A 14,991-nucleotide genomic window follows, 5' to 3' on the forward strand; every position below is an offset into this window, starting at 1 on the left:
CCGGCGAGGCGCGGGCGGGTCCCGTCGGCTCGGTCGTGCGGCTGGACGCGTCGTGCGGCTGGACATGTCGTGCGACAGAGGCGGCGAGACCCGGCCGGATGGTGCGTCCGAGGGGAGCGGCCGGGTCCGCCTCGCAGGTGGCCCCCTGTGCTGCACGCCTGCCGTCCGTCGGCCGGACACGGGAGGGGGAGAGGATGAACAGCGCCGACGCAGTTCATCCGCTTGTCCCATGGAGGACGACGTTGAGGGGAATCTACGCCTTTGCGCCGCATCGCGGAATACCTCGCGCATATATCTGTCCGACGGACCTTTGGGCGCCGTCCCCGAGTGGCAGGCCCGGCCCGTCCGGGTGAGGCTGACGGGGCATCCGGGGGCGGCGTGACGGGAGACGGTGAGCGATGTTCGCAGCTCTGGGACGGTTCGTGGTCCGCAGGCCCTGGTGGGTCATCCTCGGCTGGGTCGTGGTCGCGGCGGCGGTGATCTCACTGGCGCCGAAGCTGACCTCCAGCTCGGACGAGGCGAGCTTCCTGCCCGGCTCCTACGAGTCGATCAAGGCGGCCGACGTCCAGGAGACGGAGTTCCCCAAGCAGCAGAACATCGGGGCCGTCATCGTCTTCCGGCGCTCCGACGGCGAGCGGCTGACCGCCGCCGACTCCGCCGACATCGTCCGCGTGTCCCGGCGGCTGGCCGCCGAGGACATCCCCGAGGTCGACGCCGTCGTCCCCGGCAAGCCCTCCCCGAACGGGCTCGTGCAGACCTCCGTGGTCGCCATGCCGAAGATCACCGACCCGTCGGACACGTCCGAGCAGGACGCCGTGAAAACCCTGCGCGGCGACCTCCGGCAGCAGATCGACGGCACCGACCTGCGCGCCGGGATCACCGGGTCGGCCGCCACCGCGCTCGACGAGTCCGAGGCGTCCGAGCGGGCGGGCCTGCTGGTCGGCGTCGGCACCGTCGTCATCATCGTCGTGCTGCTCCTGCTGATCTTCCGCAGCCCGATCATCGCGCTGCTCCCGGTCGTCCTGATCGGCCTCATCTCGCCGCTCGCGACCGGCCTGATCGCCTCCGCCAACAAGGCGTTCGACATGAAGGCGGACTCCTCCATCCAGGAGTTGCTCACCGTCGTCCTGTTCGGCGTCGGCACCGACTACATCCTGTTCCTGCTGTTCCGCTACCGGGAGGCGCTGCGCGCGGGCGAGGACCCGAGATCGGGCATGGTGCACGCCGTGGAACGGGTCGGCGAGGCCATCACCTCGGCCGCCGGAGCGGTCATCGTCGCCTTCGCCGCGCTCTCCCTGTCCACCCTCGGCATGCTCAAGTCGATGGGCCCGGCGCTCGCCATCGCCGTCTTCGTCACGCTGTGCGCGGGCCTGACGCTGGTCCCCGCGGTCGTCTCGCTGCTCGGTACGAAGGTGTTCTGGCCGTCCACGTCGTGGCGGCGGGAGCCGACCGGTACGGGCTTCGCGAAGCTCGGCGCGGCGATCGGGCGGCGGCCCGCCGTGTGGGCGCTGGGCTCCGCGCTCGTCATGGCCGTCCTGGCGCTCGGCGCCCTCGGCTACCGGGCCAACTTCGACCTCTCCACGTCGTCGCTGCCCAAGACCAAGGAGTCCATGGTCGCCCTGAAGGACCTGGAGAAGGGCTTCCCCGCGGGCACCACCGACCCCACCAGCGTCTATCTGACGTCGGACACGGACCGGCCGCTCACGGCGGCGCAGACCGCCGCCTTCCGCGAGCGCCTGTCCACCGTCGACGGCGTCGGCACCGTGGGCGCCGCCGCCCGCAGCACCGACGGCACCGCCGCGTCCTACAGCGTGATCCTCGACGACCCGCCGGCCTCCGACGCCGCCATGGCCACTCTCCGGGACGACCTGCGGCCCGCCGCCCACGCGAGCGCGCCGGCCGGGACCCGGGCCCTGGTCGGCGGCATCACCGCCGTGTATGTCGACATCAACAAGGCCGTCGACCGGGACTACTCCGTGGTCTTCCCCGTCGCCGCGCTCTGCATCATGGTCATCCTCGGGCTGCTGCTGCGCAGCCTCGTCGCACCGTGGTACCTGATGCTGTCGGTGGCGCTCGGGTTCGGCGCGACGCTGGGTGCCACGTCGTTCCTGTTCACGCAGATCGGCAGTCAGCCCGGGCTGATGTTCATGCTCCCCGTGATCATGTACTTGTTCGTGGTGGCGCTCGGCACCGACTACAACATCCTGATGGTGTCGCGGCTGCGGGAGGAGGCCCGTGAGGGGCGGGGGCCGCATGACGCCGCCGGTACCGCCGTGCGGCATTCCGGGCCGACGATCGCCTCGGCGGGCGTCATCCTGGCCGGTACCTTCGCCACGCTGATGCTGGCCGGGAACTCGACGCTCTCCCAGATGGGGTTCGCGCTGTCGTTCGGCATCGTCATCGCCGCGTTCGTGATGGCCATGGTGTTCACTCCGGCCCTGACGGCGCTGATCGGCCGCGCGGCCTGGTGGCCGGGCCACAGCAACCGCTGACCCGCCGCCGCCCCGGTGGGGGCTGATCGCGCGGTTCCCCGCGCCCCTGGGCGGTTCGTCGTCCGCGGCCCGGCGGTGGCTGGCCGCGCGCAGTTCCCCGCGCCCCTGGGTCGTATGTCGTCCGCGGGCGGGTGGGGCCTGGTCGCGCAGTTCCCCGCGCCCCTGAGGCATGCGCTGCGCGCAGCCTCCCCCTGAGGCTGAGCTCCGCGCGCCTCTACTGCCTGAGGCTGCGCTCCGTGGGCTTCTCCTGCCTGAGGCTGCGCTCTGTGCGCCTCTCCTGGCTGAGGCTGCGCGCTCGCGTGCGCCTCTCCTTTGGGGGGGCGGGCCGGTGGGCCGCTCTTGATGAGATGCCGCACGCAGTGCGCATCTCAGGGGCGCGGGGAACTGCGCGAGAAGCGGCCACCGGCCGTCAGTGGGCGACGGTCCTAGGGGCGCGGGGAACTGCGCGACCAGCCACGACGGTGGCGCGCGTAAACGACGGCCCAGGGGCGCGGGAACTGCGCGGTCAGCCGTCACTCGGCTCAGGCGTCACGAGGGGGTGCTGCTCAGGATTTTGATCACTATGCCCGTGACGCCGGCGGAGCCGACCCCGATGAACCAGGCGGCGGCCACCAACCGCCCCCGCAACACCCGGTACCGCTCCGCGTACTCGTCCCGCAACACCCCGGCCCGCCCCACGGCATCCCGCCACACCTCCTCCCGCAACCCCACATACGCCTCGGCATAGACCCCCCGTACCTCCTCGGCCTGCGTCTCCGTCAGCCACGGCACCCGCTCGGTGAAGCGCCGCGCGGCCACCCGCCCCTCGGCCCGCGCGGCCTCCACCATCAAGAACCCCTCGATCTCCCGGATCACACCGCACCCCGCACCAGCGCGCCCCGCGCCTCCTCGGCGGCGTCGAACGCCGGCGACTCCGACCGGATCCGCGGCAGCGCGACGAAGTTGTGCCGCGGCGGCGGGCACGACGTCGCCCACTCCAGCGAACGCCCGTACCCCCACGGATCGTCGACCCCGACCGGCTCCCCGTACTGCGCGGTCCGCCACACGTTGTAGAGGAACGGCAGGAAGGAGAGGCCCAGCACGAACGAGAAGATCGTCGAGACGGTGTTCAGCCCGGTCAGCCCCTCCACCGCCAGATAGTCCGGCACCCGCCGCAGCATCCCCCGCGCCCCCAGCCAGTGCTGCACCAGGAACGTCCCGTGGAAGCCCACGAACAGCGTCCAGAACGTCACCTTCCCGAGCCGCTCGTCGAGCATCTTCCCGGTGAACTTCGGCCACCAGAAGTGGAATCCGGCGAACATCGCGAAGACGACGGTGCCGAAGACGACGTAGTGGAAGTGGGCCACCACGAAGTACGTCTCGCCGACGTGGAAGTCCAGCGGCGGCGCCGCCAGGACCACCCCGGTCAGGCCGCCGAACGCGAAGGTGATCAGGAACCCCATCGCGTAGAGCATCGGCGTCTCGAACGACAGCGAGCCCTGCCACATGGTGCCGATCCAGTTGAAGAACTTCACGCCCGTCGGCACGGCGATCAGGAACGTCATGAAGGAGAAGAAGGGGAGCAGCACCCCACCGGTCACGTACATGTGGTGCGCCCACACCGTCACCGACAGACCGGCGATCGCGATGGTGGCGCCCACCAGGCCCTGGTAGCCGAATATCGGCTTGCGGCTGAACACCGGGATCACCTCCGAGATGATCCCGAAGAACGGCAGGGCGATGATGTACACCTCCGGATGCCCGAAGAACCAGAACAGGTGCTGCCACAGCAGCGCGCCCCCGTTCGCCGCGTCGAAGACGTGCCCGCCGAACTTCCGGTCGGCCTCCAGGGCGAACAGCGCGGCCGCGAGGACCGGGAAGGCGAGCAGGACGAGGACGCCCGTCAGCAGCACGTTCCAGGTGAAGACCGGCAGCCGGAACATCGTCATGCCGGGCGCGCGCAGGCACACGATCGTCGTGATGAAGTTGACCGCGCCGAGGATCGTGCCGAAGCCGGACAGGGCGAGCCCCATGATCCACAGGTCGGCGCCGACGCCCGGCGAGCGCACCGCGTCGGACAGCGGCGCGTACGCGAACCACCCGAAGTCCGCCGCCCCCTGAGGCGTCAGGAACCCGCCCACCGCGACCAGCGAACCCAGCAGGTACAGCCAGTACGCGAACATGTTCAGCCGCGGGAACGCCACGTCGGCCGCCCCGATCTGCAACGGCATGATCCAGTTCGCGAACCCGGCGAACAGCGGCGTCGCGAACATCAGCAGCATGATCGTGCCGTGCATCGTGAACGCCTGGTTGAACTGCTCGTTCGACATGATCTGGGTGCCGGGCCTGGCCAGTTCGGCCCGCATGAACAGCGCGAGCACCCCGGCCAGGCAGAAGAACCCGAACGCCGTGCCGAGGTACAGCGTGCCGATGGTCTTGTGGTCCGTGGTGGTGAGCCACCGCACCGCGGTGAACCCCTTCGTCCCTCTCCTGCGTCTCATGCCCGGTACGTGTCCGGACCGGCCCCGCACATCACCGCGCACCCCGCCCGGAAGATCACACACCGCGCCTGTGAACATCGGGGCGGAGCCGGACACCTACGGTTCATGAGCACGGACGCACCACGGGTACGGACATGAGCGGCAGCACGACGGACGACGCCTTCGCGGCGGCCTACCGCGCGCACTACTGGGCGGTCAGCCGCTTCGTCGCGCGCCGCCTGGACCCGGGGGCCGCGCACGAGGTCGAGGAGGTCGTCGCCGACGTCTTCTCCATAGCGTGGCGGCGCCGCGCGGAGCTGCCGCCCGAGACGCCGCTGCCCTGGCTGTACGCCGTCGCCCGCAACTGCCTCGCCAACACCGTGCGCGGGCTGGGCCGCAGACGCCGCCTCCTCGACCGCATCGGCCACCACGAACGGGCCCAGCACCGGCAGGTCGTCGCGGGCCCCGACGCCGACGAGCCCGGCGCCTGGGTCCACGAGGCCCTGGCCCGGCTGAACCCCGCCGACCAGGAGACCCTGCGCCTGACGACCTGGGAGGAGCTGGGCGTCGACGAACTCGCCGTCGCCCTGGAGTGCGGCCGGGGCGCCGCCGCGATGCGGCTGCACCGCGCGCGCCGTCGGCTGCGCGCGGAAATCGACCGGATGAACATGACCGTGACCGCGGGAGACCACCCCCATGACCGATGAACTGGCCCTGCTGCGCGCCGCCAATCCGGTGCCCGCCGACGACCCGCGCTACGCCGACGCCCGCCCGCTGCACCACACCGCCGAACGCTCCCTGAACCGGCTGCTGCACCGCGGCCGCAGCGTGCGGCGCAGCCTCGTGCTGCGCGCCGAGGCCGCCGTGTGCGCCGTCGCCGCGCTGCTCGTCCTGGGTTTCTCCTGCGCGGCCGCGGCGGAGGCATCGGCGGCCCCGGCGGCCCCGGCGACCCCGGCGGCCCCGGCGACGACGTCCCCCGGCAGCGCGGTGGAGGGCGGGCCGCACGGCTCCCCGCGCCCCTGAGCGGGGGCCGGGGGTGTCAGGTCAGGCCGTGCCGCCGCGCCACCATCCGCTCGGACACCCCGCGCGGCAGCACCCTGCGCAGCGCGAAGACGACGGGCGCGTTGCTGCCCACCGCGTACAGCGGCCGGGGCCGTGCCGACTCCACGGCGGCGACGACCTTCGCGGCGACCTTCGCGGCCGGGATCCCGTTCGCCTCGTTGCGGTCGAGCGCGGCCAGCATGGTGTCGTAGGCGCCCCGGAACGGCGAGTCCGCCGCCACGTACTGGGTGCGCCGCGCACTGATCCCGGTGGCGATCGACCCGGGTTCGACGGTCGTGACGCCGACCCCGTACGGCGCGTACTCCCGCCGCGCGGCGAGCGCGAACCCCTTGATCGCGGCCTTCGACGCGACGTACGACGACCGGTACGCCAGCGGGAAGCTGGCCAGCATCGAACCGACCATCACCACCCGCCCGCGCCGCCGCTCCCGCATCCCGGGCAGCACCAGCTGGCTGAGCCGCACGGCCCCGAACACGTTCAGCTCGAACAGCCGCCGCACCGCGTCCATGGGCAGTTCCTCGAACGGGCCGCTCTGCGATTCACCGGCGTTGTTCACGAGGACGTCCACCTCACCGGCGGCCGCCGCGCACGCCTCGACGCCCGCCTCGTCCGAGAGGTCGAGCGCGAGGTAGGTGACCCCGGGGACGGGCGAGGCGACCCGCTCCGGGTCCCGGCTGGTGCCGTACACCCGGTACCCGCGGGCGACCAGCGCCGCCGCGACGGCCGCCCCGATCCCCGACGAGGCGCCCGTCACGAGCGCCGTGCCCTTCCCCGGCACGTCCCCCGGCACGTTCCCCGTCGCGTTCCCCGTCACGCGAGGCTCCGGGCCAGCGCCCGCCCGGCGGCCCGCCCGGAGAAGATGCAGCCGCCGAGGAAGGTGCCTTCGAGCGCGTTGTACCCGTGCACGCCGCCGCCGCCGAACCCGGCGACCTCCCCGGCCGCGTACAGCCCCTCGAACACGGAGCCGTCCCCGCGCACGACCTGCGAATCGAGGTTCGTCTCCAGGCCGCCCAGCGTCTTGCGGGTCAGCACGTGCAGCCGTACGGCGATCAGCGGGCCCTGCACCGGGTCGAGCAGCCGGTGCGGCTTCGCGACGCGCGTGATGCGGTCGGGCAGGTAGGAGCGGGCGTTGCGGACGGCCATCAGCTGGAGGTCCTTGCTGTACCCGTTGCGGACCTCCCGGTCGCGGGCCACGATCTCCCGTTCGACCTGCTCGTGGTCGACGGGCGTGTCCGGTGTCAGCTCGTTCATCCCGGCGACCAGGTCCTTGAGGTTGCGGCGGACGACGAAGTCCTCGCCCTTGTCGAGGAACGCCTGGACGGGGCCGGGCGCGCCCTTCTTCACCCGCTGGAGGACCAGCTTCATGTCCTTGCCGGTGAGGTCCGGGTTCTGCTCGCTGCCGGAGAGCGCGAACTCCTTCTCGACGATGGCGCGGGTGAGGATGAACCACGTGTGGTCGTAGCCGGTCGCGGTGATGTGCCGGAGCGTGGCGAGCGTGTCGTGTCCGGGGAACAGCGGTGCGGGCAGCCGCTTGCCGGTGGCGTCGAGCCACAGCGACGACGGGCCGGGAATGATCCGGATGCCGTGGCCGGGCCAGACCGGGTCCCAGTTCTTCAGGCCCTCCGTGTAGTGCCACATGCGGTCGCGGTTGACGACGGAGGCCCCGGCCTCCTCGGTGATGCCGATCATCCGTCCGTCGACGTACGCGGGCACGCCGGTGACCATCGACGCGGGCGCCGGGCCGACCCGGTCGGCCGGCCAGTTCTCGCGGACCAGGTCGTGGTTGCCGCCGATGCCGCCCGAGGTGACGACGACGGCGCGGGCCCGCAGCTCGAAGTCGCCGACGCTCTCCCGGGAGGAGGCGACGCCGCGCGGCTCGTCGGACGGCGCGAGCAGCGATCCGCGCACGCCGACGGCCGCGCCGTCCTCGACGATCAACCCGTCCACCCGGTGCCGGTGCCGGAAGGTGACCAGACCGCGCGCGGCCGCCGCCAGGACCGGCTCCCGGAACACCCGGACGACCTCGGGGCCCGTGCCCCACGTGAGGTGGAAGCGGGGCACGGAGTTGCCGTGCCCGGTCGCGGTGCCGGAACCGCGCTCGGCCCAGCCGACGTTCGGGGTGACCTTCAGGCCGAGCCCGTACAGGTACTCCCGCTTCTCCCCGGCCGCGAACCGCACGTACGCCTCGGCCCACTTGCGCGGCCACCGGTCCTCGGTCTCCCGGTCGAAGCCGGCCGAGCCCAGCCAGTCGGCGAGGGCCAGCTCATAGGAGTCCTTGATGCCCATGCGCCGCTGCTCGGGGCTGTCCACGAGGAACAGCCCGCCCAGCGACCAGAAGGCCTGCCCGCCCAGGTTGGCGGCGTTCTCCTGGTCGACGAGCACGACGCGCTTGCCCGCGCGGGTGAGTTCGTACGTGGCGACGAGCCCGGCGAGCCCGGCTCCCACGACGATGACATCGGCGTCGGTGTCACTCGTGCGCTCACTCGTGCGCTCACTCATGCGCTCTCCAAGGGGGTGCTGTAGGCGGTCAGTACGTTCATGAACAGGGCGTGCCTGCGGTCGCGCACGGCGTCGTCGCCGGGGTGCAGCAGCACCTGCACGGCGGTCCCGTCGTGCACGGCGACGAGCGCGTCGCCCAGGGCCCGCCGGTCGGTGACCCGGCGTCCCAGCTGGGCGAGCGCGGCCACGAGCACCGGCAGCACGGCCTCCCGGATGGCCTCCTCGCGGGCGGCCATCACCCGCCGCAGGCCCGGATTGCGCAGGGCGTGCGCCGTGAACTCGGCGGTGATCCGGTACCAGGCGTCGTCCACCGGGGTCGCCTCGATGGCCGCGCGCACGGCCGCCTCGGGATCGGCCGGGTCGAGGCCGGCGAGCGCGGCCCGTACGTCGTCGAGCATCCGCGCCGACCGTTCCTCCCACAGGGCCAGGAACAGTTCGTCGAGGGACGAGAAGTTCGAGTAGAAGGCGCCGCGCGTGAAGCCGGCCCGCTCACAGACCTGCTCGACCGTGGAGCGGCCGAAGCCCTCCTCGGCGAACACCTCGAACGCGGCCGCGAGCAGGCGCTGCCGCGTGCGCGCGCGGCGCCTGGTCACTGTGCCGTCCACGGCCACCTCGCTCCGCGCGCCCGCGCGACGGCCCGTGCCGGGACGCGGAACGCCGCTCGAAACACCACTCGAAACACCATTCGAAAACACCAATGGATACAGGAACGTATTCGATACGTTCCTGTATCCACAAGGGTCGGACGCCCGCGCGGGCGCCGGGCTCAGGCGAAGATCTCCACGAAGGACCACACGGCGAGGACGAGCATGCAGACGCCGCCCACGCGCTGCACCGTCTTCAGCGGCACCCGCTTGGCGATGAACCGGCCCGCGATCAGCGCGAGACCGGAGACCGAGATCAGCGCGAGGAACGAGCCGATGGCGGTCGGCAGGGTGCCGTTCGTGGCGGCCAGGTTGGCGGTGGTGATCTGGGTCAGGTCGCCCCACTCGCCGATGAACACGGCCATGAACGCGGTGCCGAACACCGGCCAGAAACCGGTGACGGTCTTCGCGCCCGCCTCGTCCTCCCCGTCCTCGTCGTCCCCGCCGCGCAGCAGCATGAAGGCGCCGAACAGGAACATCAGGCCGGAGACCAGCTTCACGCTCCAGCCGGGCAGCAGGCCCAGCAGCGAACCGGCGCCGACCGCGATGGCGACGTGCACGGCGAACGCCGCGGAGGTGCCGAACCACACGTAGATCGGCTTCATCCGGGTGCCCATGGCCAGCGAGGCGAACATGGTCTTGTCCGGGAGCTCGGCCAGGAAGATCAGGCCGAAGGCGGTGATGAGCGCCAGGGGATCGAGATGCATCGGGGTCTCTCTGTACGAGCCGCGGCCGGACCCGTGAACCCACCCGCTGCGGGGGACCACTCGACCCGGCGACGGCGTAAACGGATTCGGATACGCGTCAGCCTGATCGAAGGTCTCGCCCACCCGGCCGTGTCGGCGCGGGCCCGGCCACCGGGAACCCGGGGGTTCCAGTGTGTCGACGACCGGTTCGCGGGGCTACTCCCCTTCGCTTGCTCCCACCAGGGTACATGCGCCCGCGCCGGGGTGCGGGCGCATGCGGCCCGGCCCGGCCCGATAAAAGGAACTGGTATTCGCACTTTCCGATTAAGATGCGCGTCGATCGGCCAGGGGGGCCGGACTTTTCAGGGGTATGGGGGAGACGCCGATGGGTGTCATCGCAGGTGCTGTCGTGGTGGTACTGGTCGTGGTGGCCGTGTGGTGGGTCGTACGGACCTACAACCGGCTGATCCGGCTGCGCAACCAGACACAGGCGTCATGGGCGCAGATCGACGTGCAGCTGAAGCGGCGGCACGAGCTGATCCCGAACCTCGTCGAGGGGGCCCGCGGATACGCCGCCCACGAGAGGGCCACCTTCGAGGCGGTCACCGCCGCGCGCGGAGCCGCCGTGAGCGGCGGCCTCGGGGTCACCGACCGGGCGGCCGCCGAGGACGCGCTCACCGCGTCGCTCGGCCGGCTCCTCGCGCTCGGCGAGAGCTACCCCGACCTGAAGGCGGACCAGCACTTCGCCACCGTGCAGGCCGAGTTGAGGACCGCCGAGGACAAGATCGCCTACGCCCGGCAGTTCTACAACAGCGCCGTGCAGAGCTACCACACCGCCCTGGAGGGCTTCCCCGGCAACATCGTGTCGGGCCTCGGCGGCGGCCACGGCCGGCGCGAGTACTTCGAGGCCGCCGGCGCACCCCAGGAAGCCGTCCAGGTGCGCTTCGCATGAGCCACATCGAACAGCTCTACTGGGGCGGCGCCGCCCTGATCGCGCTCTGGCTGGCCCTCTTCGGCCTCTCGCTGCTCGTCACCCGCAACGGCACGGTCACCCCGGGCCCCGCGACCCAGGAGTTCGGGCCCGACCCGGAGCCGCCGGCCGTCGTCAGCCTCCTCGCCGGCAACTGGCGGGGCGTCGAGTACGCCGCCGCGGCCACCCTGCTCGACCTGGCCGCCCGCGGCCTCCTGGAGCTGCGCCAGCCCGCCGACGACCCGCTGGCGACCACCGTGCACGTCACGGAGGCCGGCCGCACCGCGCAGGACCTGCCGTCCTACGAGCGGCGCGTCCTGGAGCGCGTGGTCAGCCGCACCACCGAGGGCGGCGCCCCCATCGGGGCCATCGCCTTCCGCGACGCCAAGCGCGCCGCCGCCTTCCACACCGAACTGCGCAAGGACATCGTCGCCGAGGCCCGGCTGCGCGGCCTGTCCCGCTCCCGGTTCGCGCCGTGGCTCGCCTCGCTGCTGCTGCTCCTCGCCTTCGTCCCCGGCGCCCTGTTCTCGCTGGCCGCGATCATGGGCGAGCACGGCGTGCGCGCCGCGTTCGTGGTCGGCGCGGCCCCCGTCTCCGCGCTGTGCTGGCTGCTCGCCAAGGCGCTGGGGGAGCGCGCGACACCGCGCGGCCTGGAGCGGGCCGGACACTGGGCCGGACTGCGCGCCTGGCTGGCCGGGCACGAGGACTTCGGCCGGCTGCCGCCCGCCGCCGTCACCGTCTGGGACCGCTACCTCGCGTTCGGCACCGCGCTCGGCGTCACCAGCCTCGCCGGCCGCCTCCTCGGCTTCGACGCCGGTGACCGGCGCCGCGTCTGGTCCTCGTACGGCGGGACCTGGCGCCCGGTGCGGATCCGCTATCCGCGGCTGCGCCCCGGCTTCGGCGCCTCGGCGGGCCGGCTGCTCCACCTGGCGGCCGCCGCGGCGCTGGTCGCCGCCGCGCTGGGCGCCTTCGCGGTGCTGCGCCAGCCCGACTGGGTGCTCACGGCCGACGCGCACAGCGGCTCCACGCTGCGCCGCCCCGGCCTGGTGCTGAGCGCCGGCTGGGTGGGCAGCCTGCTGCTCGGCGTGATCGTGGCCGGGAAGTTCCGGCGCTGGACGCTGTTCCTGGTGTTCCTCGCGATGATGCCCGGCAACTTCGCGAGCGACTCCGACGGCTGGTTCGTCGACGCGGCGGCGCAGGACGGCCCGCTCGCCGTCGAGTGGGCGGCGATCGCCGTCTTCGCCGTGCTGGCCGGGTACCTGCTGGTCCTGGCCTGCCTGGAGCGGCGCGAGCCCGACACGATCGAGGGCGAGGTGCTGCGGGTGGAGTGGCGCAAGGACCGGAAGGCGGCACGCTTCCTGGCGCTGGACGAGGGCGTCACGGACCTGACCCGCGCCTGGGCGCTGCCCGCCGCCTCGCGCGGCATCGCGACCGGCGCCCAGGTCCGCCTGACGGTCTCCCGCGGCACCCGCACCATCCGCTCCGCGGAACTGATCCGGGCCGCCCTGTGGGAGGGCGACCGCCCGGAGCCCGCGACGGCGGGACCGCACTCCTCGTAGGCACCCGGGCGGCACCCCGGCACCCCGGCACCCCGGCACCCCGGGGTGCCGGGCCCCGGCGCGGTCGGCGCGAGCGCCGGGCGCCGCCGAACACCGGCGGCAGGGCCCGGCCGAGGGCTGGACCCGTACCCGTACCCGTACCTGGACCCGGGCCTGACGACCGGACCCGGACCCGGGCCCGGCGCGCTCAGCCCTCCGCGCGCTCCTGCGGGGTCTCGCGGACCGCGGCGAGGACCGCCGCGCGCAGGCCGGGCGGCGGATCGGCGTGCGAGGCCGGGTACGGGGAGGTGCGCGGGCCGTCGTGCGGCCGGTCGGGGGGCTGGTCCGGGGGATGGCCGTGGGCACCGGCGGGCGGCGCCCCGGGCGCGCCGCCGATCGTGTCGCCGAGCGCGCCGCCGAGGGTGTCGCGGGGGGTGCGGCGCAGCCGGGGCCAGGCGCGGGTGGGGCGGGGCGCAGGGTGTGGTTTCACGGTGTCTCTCTCGCGTGGGACGCCGAGGCGAAGCCCCCCGGACCGGGTAATCCGGTGATCCGGGCCGCCGGGATTGGTCACCGGGCGCGCCGTCACTCCAACGACCGGCCGCGGCGGCCGTGCGCGGCGCGGGTGCGTCCGATCGGCGGAACGGGGCCGTCCGGCGGGGCGTTCCGGCCGCCCGGCGCGGTCGGGCCGCCACCGCTCCGGGAAGACCGTTCCTGCCCCGTTGGCGTGAACGACCAATCCGGGGGGCCCGGCAGGACGGATTCCGCGCATGGACCATGACGCAGCACACCAACCACCGCGCGGCATCAAGCGCCTCTCCCTGGGCGCGCTGAGCGGCCTCCTCGCGGGCTATGCGGCGATCGCCGTCGCCGAACTGGTCTCGGCGGCCGTGCGGCCCGAGTCCGGTCCGGTCATCGCGGTCGGCGGCGCGGCGATCGACCGTACGCCGCCGGCCGTGAAGGACTGGGCGATCCAGCACTTCGGCACCAACGACAAACTCGTCCTCCAGCTTGGGATCCTGGCCGTCCTGACCGTGCTCGCGCTGGTCCTGGGGGCGTTCGCCACGCGCCGGCGGCTGCTCGGCTCGCTGGGTGTGCTCGCGTTCGGCGTGGTCGGCGCGCTGGCCGCCACCGGCCGGCCCGACTCGACGGGCGTCAGCGACGCCTGGCCGTCCGTCGTCGGCTCCCTCGCCGGCGCGGGGCTGCTGTACTGGCTCGTCGGCCGGCTCGGCCCCCGCCCGGCCCCGCCCGCCCCCGCGACGGCCCCCGGCACGGCCACGACCACGACCACGGCCACCGGCACGACCACGACCACGGCCACGGACGTCGAGGAAGCCCCCGGCGCGCATCCCGCGACAACGCCCGGTGCGAACTCCGCGACAACGCCCGGGACGGGCTCCGCGGCGGACGGCGGACAGGGCTGGGACCGGCGGGGGTTCATCCTCGCCGCGACCGCCGCCGCGGCGGCCTCGACCGGCGCCGGACTCGGGGGCCGCGCGCTGAACAGCTCCCAGGGCCGGGGCGCGGTGGCCTCGCGCGACGCCGTGGTGATCCCCGCGCCGACGTCGGCGGCGGCCCCGGTCCCGCGCGGCGCCGCGCTGCGGGTCAAGGACATCAGCCCGTTCATGACGCCCAACGGCGACTTCTACCGCGTGGACACCGCGCTGGTCGTCCCGAAGGTCGACGCGACCGACTGGCGGCTGCGCATCCACGGCGACGGGGTCGACCGCGAACTCACCGTCTCCTACGCCGACTTGCTGAAGATGCCGCTCATCGAGCGGAACATCACCCTCACCTGCGTGTCGAACGAGGTCGGCGGCCCCTACGTCGGCAACGCCCGCTGGATCGGCGTCCGCCTGGCCGACCTGCTCAAGCGCTGCGGAGTGCGGCCGCCGTCCCGGGGCGGGCCGGCCGACCAGCTCGTGGCGCGTTCGGTGGACGGCATGACCATCGGCAGCCCCGTCGAGGACGTGATGGACGGCCGCGACGCGATGCTCGCCCTCGGCATGAACGGCAAGCCGCTGCCCTTCGAGCACGGCTTCCCCGTCCGCATGGTCGTGCCCGGCCTCTACGGCTATGTGTCGGCCTGCAAGTGGATCCAGGACATCGAGCTGACCACCTTCGACGCCTACGACTCGTACTGGGTCAAGCGGGACTGGGCCCGCCGCGCGCCCATCAAGACCGAGTCGCGCATCGACACCCCGAAGCCGTTCGGCCGCCCGAAGTCCGGCACCGTGATGGTCGCCGGAGTGGCCTGGGCCCAACACCGCGGCATCGACAAGGTCGAGGTGCGCGTCGACGACGGCCCGTGGGAGGAGGCCAGGCTCGCCACCGAGGACACCCGGGACACCTGGCGCCAGTGGTCCTACCCCTGGCAGGCGGCCAAGGGCGGGCACACCCTGACCGTGCGGGCGACCGACCGGACGGGGCGCACCCAGACCGAGAAGCGCACCCCGACCATCCCCGACGGCGCCTCCGGCTGGCACTCCGTCGTCGTCACCGTCGACTGATCCGGCCCGCCGGGCCGGCGCGCACGTGCGAGGGGTGGGGGGGGGGCGCGGGCCCCCCCCCCCCCCCCCGCCCCCCCCCCCCCCGCGGGCCCCCCCGGGGGGGGGTGATGTGGTGGGGGGGGGGGGGCGGAGGG

Annotated in this window: 13 protein-coding genes; 6 read left to right on the top strand and 7 right to left on the bottom strand. The window is 73.4% G+C overall.

The window, feature by feature from the left end:
- The first annotated feature begins 398 nt into the window (after positions 1-398).
- Positions 399-2,492 carry an MMPL family transporter gene (locus ACIP5K_RS13080; protein ID WP_401408526.1) on the top strand — a complete coding sequence of 698 codons (2,094 nt, stop codon included), beginning with the start codon at positions 399-401 and terminating at the stop codon, positions 2,490-2,492.
- A gap of 528 nt (positions 2,493-3,020) precedes the next feature.
- Here the strand turns inward: ACIP5K_RS13080 and ACIP5K_RS13085 are convergent.
- Together ACIP5K_RS13085 and ctaD are read right to left on the bottom strand one after the other, a co-directional pair.
- Complete coding sequence (locus tag ACIP5K_RS13085; RefSeq protein ID WP_401408528.1) at positions 3,021-3,320, bottom strand: hypothetical protein; 300 nt, start codon at positions 3,318-3,320, stop codon at positions 3,021-3,023.
- Positions 3,321-3,343: 23 nt separating this feature from the next.
- Positions 3,344-4,972 carry a cytochrome c oxidase subunit I gene (gene ctaD, locus ACIP5K_RS13090; protein WP_401408530.1) on the bottom strand — a complete coding sequence of 543 codons (1,629 nt, stop codon included), beginning with the start codon at positions 4,970-4,972 and terminating at the stop codon, positions 3,344-3,346.
- Positions 4,973-5,106: 134 nt separating this feature from the next.
- Here ctaD and ACIP5K_RS13095 point away from each other — a divergent pair, with 134 nt between their 5' ends.
- Both ACIP5K_RS13095 and ACIP5K_RS13100 read left to right on the top strand, forming a co-directional pair.
- The gene (locus tag ACIP5K_RS13095) at positions 5,107-5,658 is read left to right on the top strand and encodes an RNA polymerase sigma factor (protein WP_401408532.1); all 552 of its coding nucleotides are present in this window, start codon (positions 5,107-5,109) and stop codon (positions 5,656-5,658) included.
- Positions 5,648-5,974, top strand: a complete 327-nt coding sequence (locus ACIP5K_RS13100; protein WP_401408534.1) for a hypothetical protein — start codon at positions 5,648-5,650, stop codon at positions 5,972-5,974. Before ACIP5K_RS13095 ends, ACIP5K_RS13100 begins: the two co-directional genes overlap by 11 nt.
- Before the next feature lie 16 nt (positions 5,975-5,990).
- Here the strand turns inward: ACIP5K_RS13100 and ACIP5K_RS13105 are convergent, their stop codons facing one another.
- From ACIP5K_RS13105 to ACIP5K_RS13120, 4 genes are all read right to left on the bottom strand, one after another.
- A complete protein-coding gene (locus ACIP5K_RS13105; protein WP_401408536.1) occupies positions 5,991-6,827 on the bottom strand; it encodes an SDR family NAD(P)-dependent oxidoreductase in 837 nt (278 codons plus the stop codon).
- Complete coding sequence (locus ACIP5K_RS13110; protein ID WP_401408539.1) at positions 6,824-8,512, bottom strand: FAD-binding dehydrogenase; 1,689 nt, start codon at positions 8,510-8,512, stop codon at positions 6,824-6,826. Before ACIP5K_RS13110 ends, ACIP5K_RS13105 begins: the two co-directional genes overlap by 4 nt.
- On the bottom strand, positions 8,509-9,117 hold the full coding sequence (locus ACIP5K_RS13115; RefSeq protein WP_401408542.1) for a TetR/AcrR family transcriptional regulator: 609 nt from the start codon (positions 9,115-9,117) through the stop codon (positions 8,509-8,511). Before ACIP5K_RS13115 ends, ACIP5K_RS13110 begins: the two co-directional genes overlap by 4 nt.
- 161 nt (positions 9,118-9,278) lie before the next feature.
- Positions 9,279-9,863: a TMEM165/GDT1 family protein gene (locus ACIP5K_RS13120; RefSeq protein ID WP_401408544.1), complete on the bottom strand. Its 585-nt coding sequence runs from the start codon at positions 9,861-9,863 to the stop codon at positions 9,279-9,281.
- Positions 9,864-10,227: 364 nt separating this feature from the next.
- On the opposite strand from ACIP5K_RS13120, the gene ACIP5K_RS13125 reads away from it, so the two are divergent.
- Both ACIP5K_RS13125 and ACIP5K_RS13130 read left to right on the top strand, forming a co-directional pair.
- A complete protein-coding gene (locus ACIP5K_RS13125; protein ID WP_401408546.1) occupies positions 10,228-10,794 on the top strand; it encodes a LemA family protein in 567 nt (188 codons plus the stop codon).
- Positions 10,791-12,371, top strand: coding sequence for a DUF2207 family protein (locus ACIP5K_RS13130; RefSeq protein ID WP_401408549.1), 1,581 nt, complete (start codon positions 10,791-10,793; stop codon positions 12,369-12,371). The genes ACIP5K_RS13125 and ACIP5K_RS13130 overlap by 4 nt, the downstream gene beginning before the upstream one ends.
- Before the next feature lie 187 nt (positions 12,372-12,558).
- On the opposite strand, the gene ACIP5K_RS13135 is transcribed toward ACIP5K_RS13130, so the two are convergent.
- Positions 12,559-12,840: a hypothetical protein gene (locus ACIP5K_RS13135; RefSeq protein WP_401408552.1), complete on the bottom strand. Its 282-nt coding sequence runs from the start codon at positions 12,838-12,840 to the stop codon at positions 12,559-12,561.
- Between the two features lie 277 nt (positions 12,841-13,117).
- Here ACIP5K_RS13135 and ACIP5K_RS13140 point away from each other — a divergent pair, with 277 nt between their 5' ends.
- On the top strand, positions 13,118-14,857 hold the full coding sequence (locus ACIP5K_RS13140; protein WP_401408554.1) for a sulfite oxidase: 1,740 nt from the start codon (positions 13,118-13,120) through the stop codon (positions 14,855-14,857).
- Positions 14,858-14,991: the final 134 nt, after the last annotated feature.

The organism is Streptomyces sp. NPDC088785, assembly GCF_044750685.1.
Classification (GTDB): Bacteria; Actinomycetota; Actinomycetes; order Streptomycetales; family Streptomycetaceae; genus Streptomyces.